Raw genomic sequence first — 8,629 nt, forward strand, 5'->3', positions numbered from 1 at the left:
TCCCGGAGAGCCGGGCGGCCACTCCTCGCGAGCCACGACTGGCAGAGAGCTATCAGCCACACCCGGCCCTCCCGGGCCGCCTAACAACTTACGGACGAGGGCTATCTCCTGACCGTCGTGAGCGATCTGAACGCAGACGCCTCCCGGATGCTCGTCCTCGACGCCTCCGACCTCACCGTGCCTCCGGTCGCCACCATCCACCTCCCCCGGCGGGTCCCCGCGATGATCCACGGCTCGTGGATCCCGGACTCCGCTCTCTGACGGCCCCGCCCGCACCCCGTCCCCGCACCCACCGCCCCCGCACGTGACAAGGAGCCTTGCCATGAACGACCACAGCCCCCGCACCCCTGCCGCCACCACCACCGTCACCGAAGCGGTGCTGCCCGGCATCGTCGAACCGGACGGCATCCAGGTCCGCACCCGGCCCGCCCGCCCGGTCGGCCCCGGACAGGTCGTACTGGCGATGGAGGCCGCCGGCGTCTCCTTCGCCGAACAGCAGATGCGCCGCGGCAAGTACTACGACCAGCCGCCCTTCCCCTTCGTCCCCGGCTACGACCTCGTCGGACGGGCCGTCGACGTCGGGGAGGGCGTCTCCGGCGGCCTGCTGGGTCGGCGCTTCGCGGTCCTGACCAAGACCGGGGCCTGGGCCAGCCACGTCACCGTCGACGCCGGCGACCTGACCGAGGTGCCCGAACCGGTCGACTCCGCCGACGCCGAGGCCTTCGTGGTCAACGGCATCACCGCCTGGCAGATGCTCCACCGCCTCGCCAAGGTCCGCCCCGGACACACCGTCCTCGTGCACGGCGCGAACGGCGGCGTCGGCTCGACACTCGTCCAGCTCGCCCGCATCGCCGGCGCCCGGGTCGTCGGCACCGCCTCCGCCAGGCATCACGACGCCGTCCGGACCCTGGGCGCCGTCCCCGTCGACTACCGGGACCCCGACCTGGAGGGCCGGCTGCGCGGACACGCCCCGCAGGGATACGACGCGGTCTTCGACCACGTCGGCGGCGAGGGCATCGTCACCTCCTACCGCCTGCTCGCCGCCAGGGGCACCCTCGTCTCCTACGGCACCGCCTCGACCCGCGACGTGCGGGGCTCCTCGAAGGCCCCGGTCCTCAAGCTGTTCGCCCGCCTGGCGCTGTGGAACGCGCTGCCTGGTGGCAGGAGCGCCCACTTCTACAACATCTGGGCCGGGCGGCGCAGGCTCGACGCCTTCCGCGCCAGGCTCCACGAGGACCTGGGCCAGGTCTTCGCCCTGCTCGCCGACGGCGCCCTCGTCCCCCAGGTCGCCGCCCGCGTCCCGCTCGCCGAGGCCGGGGAAGCGGTACGGCTCGCGGAGTCCGGCACCGTGGTCGGCAAGGTCGTCCTGGTGCCGTAGCCACCCGGCGCGGCGTGCCCCCGCGGGGCCGGCGGCCACCCGGCCCCGCGGGGGCACGCGGACCCTAGCCCTCCGCCGGCCCCGGCCCCCCGGTGCCGATGTCGTGCGGGGTTCCCTCGGCGACGGCGCGCAGCTTGTCCGGGTTGGCCACGTTGTGGATGGCGGTGATGCGGCCGTCGGCGCCGAAGTCGAAGGTGAGGGTGGCGATCACCCGGCCCGCGCCGCGGAAGACGATGCCCGCGCCGCCGTTGACCGGGGCGAGTTCGGCGCGCATGTCGCCGGGCTCGACGCCCTGGTAGGTGACGGTGCTGATGGCCGCGAACCAGCCGGCCACCGTCGTCGCCCCCACGACCGGGCGCAGGGCCTGACGGACCTTGCCGCCGCCGTCGGTCCACAGGGTGACGTCGGGGGAGAGCAGCTCCATCAGGGCGTTGACGTCGCCGCCGGTCGCGGCGGCGAGGAACCGTTCGGTGGCCGCCCGCTGGTGTGCCCGGTCGGTGCTGAAGCGCGGGCGCCGGGCCTGCACGTGCGCGCGGGCCCGGTGCGCCGCCTGCCGCACCGCCGACTCCGACCGCTCCACCGCCTCCGCGATCTCGGCGTGGCTGAAGGCGAAGACCTCCCGCAGCACGAACACCGCGCGTTCCAGCGGACTGAGCGTCTCCAGCACCACCAGCATCGCCGTCGACACGGACTCGGCGTCCGTGACCGCGTCGGCGGTGTCACCGGTGGTGAGGATGGGCTCGGGCAGCCACGGGCCGACGTACGTCTCCCGCTTGTGCCGGGTGGAGCGGAGCCGTTCCAGCGCGAGGTTCGACACGATCCGTGTCAGGTACGCCTTGGGGTCGGCCACCTGGGAACGGTCGGCGGACGACCACTTGATCCAGGCGTCCTGCACCGCGTCCTCGGCGTCGGCCGCACTGCCGAGGAGGCGGTAGGCCACGGAGAACAGCAGCGAACGGTACTCGTGGAAGACCTGCCCGTCGGCGTCGGTGCCGGCGGTGGCGGGCGTGTGGGTCACCGCGCCTCCCGGATGCGGGTGAAACGGCCGCCGCGCGGCCAGAACGCGCCCGAGGCGGGCATCTTCTTCATGCGGGCCCAGGTCGGCCAGGGGGATGCGGTCACCGTCTCCTTGTATCGCACTGCTGTACGCCCCGTCAGGTGAATGCGGCGAGGGCTGTCGTCGGGGTGTGTGAACTGCACCACCGCGTCGTTGCGGCCCAGGCTCACCGGGGTGTGGTAGTAGCCGAACCGGAAGGGCTTCGGCTGCTTCCCGCGCAGGACGCGCCGGATGGACAGCGCCGCGTGCACCCCGGTCGGCATGCCGCTCTGGCAGGTGCCGTGCATGACTCCGTACTTCTGGCGGACCGCGGCCGCGTCGCCGACCGCGTACACCTCGGGGTGCGACACGGACCGCAGCGCGGCGTCGGTGACGACGCGCCCGCGCTCGTCGGTCTCCAGGCCGGCGGCGGACGCCAGCGGCGACACCCGGGTCCCGCAGGTCCACAGGACGGCGTCGGCGGCGATGCTCTCCCCGCCCGCCAGGTCGACCGCGCCGGGCCGCACCTTCACCACCTCCGCCCCGGTGCGCACCCGGACGCTGAGCCGGTCGAGCGCGGCGCGCAGATACGCCCCGGCCTTCGGGGTCATGGCGGCGCCGGGCTCCTCCCGGCCCAGCAGGACGACGTCCAGCCCCGGGTACGTCTCGGCGATCTCCGCCGCCGACTCGACACCGGTCAGTCCGCTGCCGGCGACCACCACGGTGCCCGAGCCCAGCCGGGACAGCCGGTCGGCCAGCGCCTGCGCGTCCTGGGCGCCGTCCAGGGTGTAGGCGTGCTCGGCGACGCCCGGCACCGCGGAGGTGTCGGCCACGGCTCCGAGCCCGTACACGAGCGTGTCGTAGGCCAGCACCCGGTCGTCGTCCACGCGCACCGTCCTCGCCTCCGCGTCCACCGCCGTCACCCAGCCGCGTACGAACCGCGCCCCCGTGCCGGCCAGCAGCTCCGGGATGTCCAGCTCGGCGAGCGGCTGTCCGGTCGCGGCCATGTGCAGCCGCAGCCGCTCGGTGAACCGGTCCGAGCCGTTCACCAGGGTCACCTCCACGTCCTCACGCCGCCCGTCGCGGGCCGCGAGCTGGATCGCGGCGGACAGTCCCGCGTAGCCGGCTCCGAGGACCAGGACACGGTGGGGGGCCGTCGTGCGGGTCTCGTTCGCTGCGTTCATCGTTCTGCCTTCCTTCTTCCTGCGGCTGCTGACGACCAGGGGATGGAAGCAGGCCTCCCGTTCGTGACACGGGTGCTTTGTGACGTGCGTCACGCGCCGCTGGTGGCCGGTGGCCGAGCGTGCTTCGCGCGGGGCGGGGGACACGGGGCGGTATGGCGAGACGAGTCGGGAACAGCGGATCGACGCAGGTGGCGGCAGTGACGGGGGCGGGGGAGGAGGCGGGGGCCCGGGAGGGAACGGCGCTCGAGCGGGCGCTGACGACACCGCTGCTGTACTTCTTCATCCTGGGCGACGTGCTCGGCGCCGGCGTCTACGTCCTGGTCGGCCAGGTCGCGGCCGACGCCGGGGGAGCGGTGTGGGTGCCGCTGCTCGTCGCCCTGCTGCTGGCGCTGCTGACCGCCGCCTCCTACGCCGAGCTGGCGACGAAGTACCCGAGGGCGGGCGGCGCCTCCCACTACGCGACGCGCGCCTTCGGGCCGTTCGCCGGATTCGTCGCGGGCTTCTGCATGCTGGCCGCCGGCATCGTCTCCGTGGCGGCCCTCGCCCGCGGCTTCGGCGGCGACTACCTGTCGGACTTCGTGACGCTGCCCGTGGCGCTCGTCGCCGTGGTGTTCCTCGCGCTGCTCGCCTTGGTCAACGCGCGCGGCATCAAGGAGTCCACCCGCGCCAACGTCGTCGCCACCGTCGTCGAGGTCGGCGGCCTGGCCGTCGTCGTCGCCCTCGGCGCCTGGCTGCTGCTGCGCGGCGACGGCGACGTGGGGCGTCTCACCCGGCTGGGCACCCCGGAGAAGGGCGCCGCGGCGGCCGTGCTGAGCGGCTCGGTGCTCGCCTACTACTCCTTCGTCGGGTTCGAGACCTCGGTGAACGTCGCCGAGGAGACCCGCGACCCCCGGCGCTCCTACCCGCGCGCCCTGTTCGGCGCCCTCGCCACCGCGGGGGCCGTGTACGTGCTCGTCGGCGTCGCCGCGTCGGTGGCGGTGCCGACGGACCGGCTGGCCTCCTCGAGCGGGCCGCTGCTGGAGGTCGTCCGGGAGGCGGGCGGGGTGCCCACCCGCCTGTTCGGCGCGATCGCGCTCGTCGCCGTGGCCAACGGCGCGCTGCTCACCGGCATCATGTCCTCCCGCCTCGCCTACGGCATGGCCAGGGACGGGCTGCTGCCCGCCGCGCTGACCAAGGTGCTGCCGGGCCGCCGTACGCCGTGGGCGGCGATCGCGGCCACCACGCTGCCGGCGATGCTCCTCGCGCTCACCGGCTCCGTCGCCACCCTCGCGTCCACCCTGGTCCTGCTGCTGCTCGTGGTCTTCCTCATGGTCAACACCGCGGTGCTGGTGCTGCGCCGCGACCCGGGCGACGCCGACCACTTCCGGGCCCCGACCGTGCTGCCGGTGCTGGGCATCGCGTCCTGCGCCGTGCCGGCCACGCAGATCGAGGCCGGGGTGTGGCTGCGCGGACTGGCGGTCGTGGCCGTCGGCGCGGTGCTCGCGGCGGCCGCCGCCGTACGGCGTTCGGGGCGGGCCGGGCGGGCGGACGGGGCCGGGCGGGGCGGCGGGACCGGTCGGCCGGTGAAAAAGGACAGCTTCTGACCTAGAGGGGTGTCAGGATGCCCCGGAGGTCGTCAACCGCCACAGGACGGAGCAACCGATGAGCCGCCACATCCAGATCACCTTCGACGCCCACGACCCCCGGGCGCTGTCGCTCTTCTGGTGCGAGGTGATGGGATACGTCCACCCGGGCCCGCCCGGGGTCGACCTCCCCGAGGGCGCCGACCCGCTGGCCGCGTGGGACGACTTCCTCGAGCGCATCGGCGTGCCCGAGGAGCAGCGCAACACCAGATCGGCCGTCGAGGACCCCGAGGGGCACGGCCCCCGGCTGTTCTTCCAGCGGGTGCCGGAGGAGAAGGCCGGCAAGAACCGCGTCCACCTCGACGTCCGGGCGGCCCCGGGACTGCAGGGGGAAGAGCGGATGGCGGCGCTCGAGGCCGAGTGCGACCGGCTCGTCGCCCTGGGGGCGAAGCGGGTGCGCCGCTTCGAACCCGAGCCGCCGATGAGCACCGGCTTCATCGTCATGACCGACCCCGAGGGCAACGAGTTCTGCCTGGACTGATTCACCCCGGCCGGGGGCGGTTCCGGCCGGGCGTGCCCGACTCCGGCCCCCACCCCGGCCGGACGGGGCCGGGGCCGCCCTCCGTGCCAGAATGGACGCCCGCCGTCCCCTGCCGTCTCCCGCCGTTCACGTACCGCACCGATCCGCCGAGGTTCCCCGTGTCCAAGCCCGTGGCCCGCGAGCCGCAGCGACGCAACGCGCGCTCCAACCGGGCCCGCATCCTGGCGACGGCGCGCCGTGAGCTCGGGCGGAACCCGGACACCACGCTGGAGGAACTGGCACGGGCCGCAGGCGTCGTACGGCGCACGCTCTTCGGGCACTTCCCGGGGCGCGCGGCGCTGCTGGAGGCGCTCGCGGAGGAGGCCTCCGAGGTGATCCACGCCACGATGGCCTCGGCCGGCCGCGGGGCCGGACCCGACGAGCCGGCCGAGCGGGCACTCGCGTACTTCATGCTGCTGATGTGGCCCGTCGGTGACCGCTACCGGATGCTGCTGGCGCTGGCCCGGCACGACCTGGGCGCGGACCGCGTGGCGGAGATCCTCACCCCGGCCCGCGCCGAGGTGACCGCCATCCTGGAGCGCGGTCAGCGGGACGGCACGTTCCCCACCCACCTGCCGCCCGCGGTGCTGAGCACCGGCCTGGAGGCGATGATCGTCGCCCTGCTGGAGCAGGTCAACACGGGTGCGCTGGAGGACGACGGCACCCGGGCCGTCGTCGCCGTCCTGGTCGCGGCCGGGATGCCGTACGACCGGGCCCGTGCCGTGGTCGAGGCCGTGGCCCCGACGGTGCCCGTGAGGCCCGCGGCCGAGGACTGACGTCCGGCCCCGGCAGCGCCGGATCCTGCCGGCCCCGGCCGTGCCGGGGTGCGTCCCCGGCCGGAGGACCGGTCGCCCCTGAGCCGTGCACGCGCCGGATGTCCGGCGCTGCTCCGCCGGACATCCGGCCCTCCTCCCCTCGCCGCCCGCAAGGGTGCGCCGCCCTTGCCGCGTCCGTGCCGATCCATGCCCCCCGTGGTCGCTCTACGCCCCCGTGGTCGCCCTCGCGCTCCCGCCGCTCGCGGGATCCGGGTGCGTACGGAGGGGGCCCGCGGGTACCTCGACGACGTGTTTTGCACATGAGTGGGCAAGAAACTAACCTGACGCCAGTCTGCACACCGATGGGCAATTAAGAGTCGTCCTCGTACCCGGGAGCCCCCATGCCCCTACTGGCCACCACACCCGTCGAGAAGATGACCGGGCCGTACCCACGGCGCTGGTGGGCCCTGATCGTGCTGTGTCTCAGCCTGCTGATCGTCGTCATGGCCAACACGTCCCTGATCGTGGCCGCCCCGGCCATGACCACCGACCTGGGCCTGAGCAGCAGCGACCTGCAGTGGGTCATCGACGGCTACACCGTCCCGTACGCCGCGCTGATGCTGGTGCTGGGCGCGATCGGCGACAAGTACAGCCGCCGCGGCGCCCTCATCGCCGGCCTGGTCGTCTTCGCCGGCGGCTCGGTGATGGGCAGCCTGGTCCACGAGACCGGCCTGGTCATCGCGGCCCGGGCGATCATGGGCGTCGGCGCCGCCGTCGTCATGCCGGCCACGCTGTCCCTGCTGGTCGCGATGTTCCCGAGGGGCGAGCGGGCCCGCGCCATCACGGCCTGGACCGCCACCTCCGGACTCGCCATCGCCGTCGGCCCGCTGGTCGCCGGCTGGCTGCTCGGCGACCACTCCTGGGGCTCGACCTTCCTGGTCAACGTCCCCATCGCGGTCCTCGCCGTCGTCGGCGCGCTGCTCCTCGTACCGCCGTCCCGGGCGGCCGGCATGGGCCGCATCGACTACGTGGGCGGCCTGCTCTCCATCGTCTCCGTCGGCAGCCTGGTCTACGCGACCATCGAGGGCCCGCACTTCGGCTGGGGCGCGGGCCCCGTCGCCGCGGCCGTCGTCGCCGTCGTCGGCCTTGTGGCCTTCGTCGCCTGGGAGCTGCGCCACCCGCACCCCATGCTGGACGTGCGCAGGTTCCTGCAGCGGCCGTTCAGCGGCTCGATGCTGGCCGTGCTGTTCTTCTTCTTCGGCACCTACGGCGCCATCTACTACTCCACCCAGTTCCTCCAGTTCGTCCTCGGCTACGGCGCCCTGGAGACCGGCGTACGGCTGCTGCCGCTGGCCGGGGCCGTGTTCGTCGGCGCCGCCGTCACCGGGCGGCTGACGCCGAAGCTGGGCGTGAAGGCCCTGGTCGGGTCCGGCATGGTGATCGGCACCGCCGGCGTCCTCCTGCTCGTCCTGATCGAGAAGGACTCGACGTACGGCGACTTCCTCGCCCCGATGCTGCTGCTCGGCCTCGCCATCGGCCTCAGCGTCTCCCCGGCCACCGACACCATCATGGGGTCCTTCCCGGAGAGCGAACTCGGCGTCGGCGGCGGCGCCAACGACACCGCGCTGGAGCTCGGCGGCTCGCTCGGCATCGCCGTCCTCGGCTCCCTGCTCGGCACCGCCTACCGCGACGAACTGGGCGACCTGGTGGGCAACCGGCTCCCGGCCGCCGCGCTCGACACCGCCCAGGACTCCGTCGGCGGCGGACTCGCGGTCGCCGAGCAGATCGCGAAGACCCCGTCGGCCGGACCGCGGCAGGCCCAGGCCCTGGCCGACGCCGTCCACGAGGCCTTCGCCCACGGCGTCGCGCAGACCAGCATGATCGGCGGGATCATCATGGCCGCCGGCACCCTGATCGTCCTCGCCGTCCTGCCCGGCCGCCGCGCCGCCGCGCAGCACCGGCCCGGGGACGGGCCGGCACCGGCCCGGGACGCGGACGTGGAGTACAGCGACTCCGCGAGCTGAGCGGCACGGCCTCGGGGGCCGCGGGGGGGGCGCCGAGGAGTCGGGGGGGGGCGGGGCCCGGCCCGGCGCCCCGGGGGGAGCACCCCCCCCAACCGCCCGCGGGTGGGGGT

Annotated in this window: 8 protein-coding genes; 6 read left to right on the forward strand and 2 right to left on the reverse strand. The window is 74.5% G+C overall.

The genetic code is table 11. The features are described from left to right. Positions 1-117 precede the first annotated feature (117 nt). Complete coding sequence (locus tag ACFYOJ_RS10880) at positions 118-261, forward strand: carotenoid oxygenase family protein (protein ID WP_356559101.1); 144 nt, start codon at positions 118-120, stop codon at positions 259-261. Between the two features lie 61 nt (positions 262-322). Next, entirely contained in the window at positions 323-1,378 is a 1,056-nt protein-coding gene (locus tag ACFYOJ_RS10885; protein ID WP_356559099.1) for a medium chain dehydrogenase/reductase family protein, read from the forward strand. Between the two features lie 64 nt (positions 1,379-1,442). Here the strand turns inward: ACFYOJ_RS10885 and ACFYOJ_RS10890 are convergent, their stop codons facing one another. Beyond that, positions 1,443-2,396, reverse strand: a complete 954-nt coding sequence (locus tag ACFYOJ_RS10890) for an RNA polymerase sigma-70 factor (protein ID WP_356559097.1) — start codon at positions 2,394-2,396, stop codon at positions 1,443-1,445. Continuing rightward, entirely contained in the window at positions 2,393-3,598 is a 1,206-nt protein-coding gene (locus ACFYOJ_RS10895) for an FAD-dependent oxidoreductase (RefSeq protein WP_356559095.1), read from the reverse strand. The genes ACFYOJ_RS10890 and ACFYOJ_RS10895 overlap by 4 nt, the downstream gene beginning before the upstream one ends. A 266-nt stretch (positions 3,599-3,864) precedes the next feature. On the opposite strand from ACFYOJ_RS10895, the gene ACFYOJ_RS10900 reads away from it, so the two are divergent. From ACFYOJ_RS10900 to ACFYOJ_RS10915, 4 genes are all read left to right on the forward strand, one after another. Next, positions 3,865-5,181 carry an APC family permease gene (locus ACFYOJ_RS10900; RefSeq protein ID WP_356559103.1) on the forward strand — a complete coding sequence of 439 codons (1,317 nt, stop codon included), beginning with the start codon at positions 3,865-3,867 and terminating at the stop codon, positions 5,179-5,181. A 58-nt stretch (positions 5,182-5,239) separates the two neighbouring features. Beyond that, positions 5,240-5,701: a VOC family protein gene (locus ACFYOJ_RS10905; protein ID WP_356559093.1), complete on the forward strand. Its 462-nt coding sequence runs from the start codon at positions 5,240-5,242 to the stop codon at positions 5,699-5,701. A 158-nt stretch (positions 5,702-5,859) separates the two neighbouring features. After that, on the forward strand, positions 5,860-6,516 hold the full coding sequence (locus ACFYOJ_RS10910; RefSeq protein WP_356559091.1) for a helix-turn-helix domain-containing protein: 657 nt from the start codon (positions 5,860-5,862) through the stop codon (positions 6,514-6,516). A gap of 380 nt (positions 6,517-6,896) precedes the next feature. Next, positions 6,897-8,519 (forward strand): MFS transporter, encoded by a 1,623-nt coding sequence (locus ACFYOJ_RS10915; protein ID WP_356559089.1) that lies wholly within the window; start codon positions 6,897-6,899, stop codon positions 8,517-8,519. Positions 8,520-8,629 lie beyond the last annotated feature (110 nt).

The sequence above is a fragment of the Streptomyces sp. NPDC006384 genome (genome assembly GCF_042870695.1).
Lineage (GTDB): Bacteria > Actinomycetota > Actinomycetes > Streptomycetales > Streptomycetaceae > Streptomyces.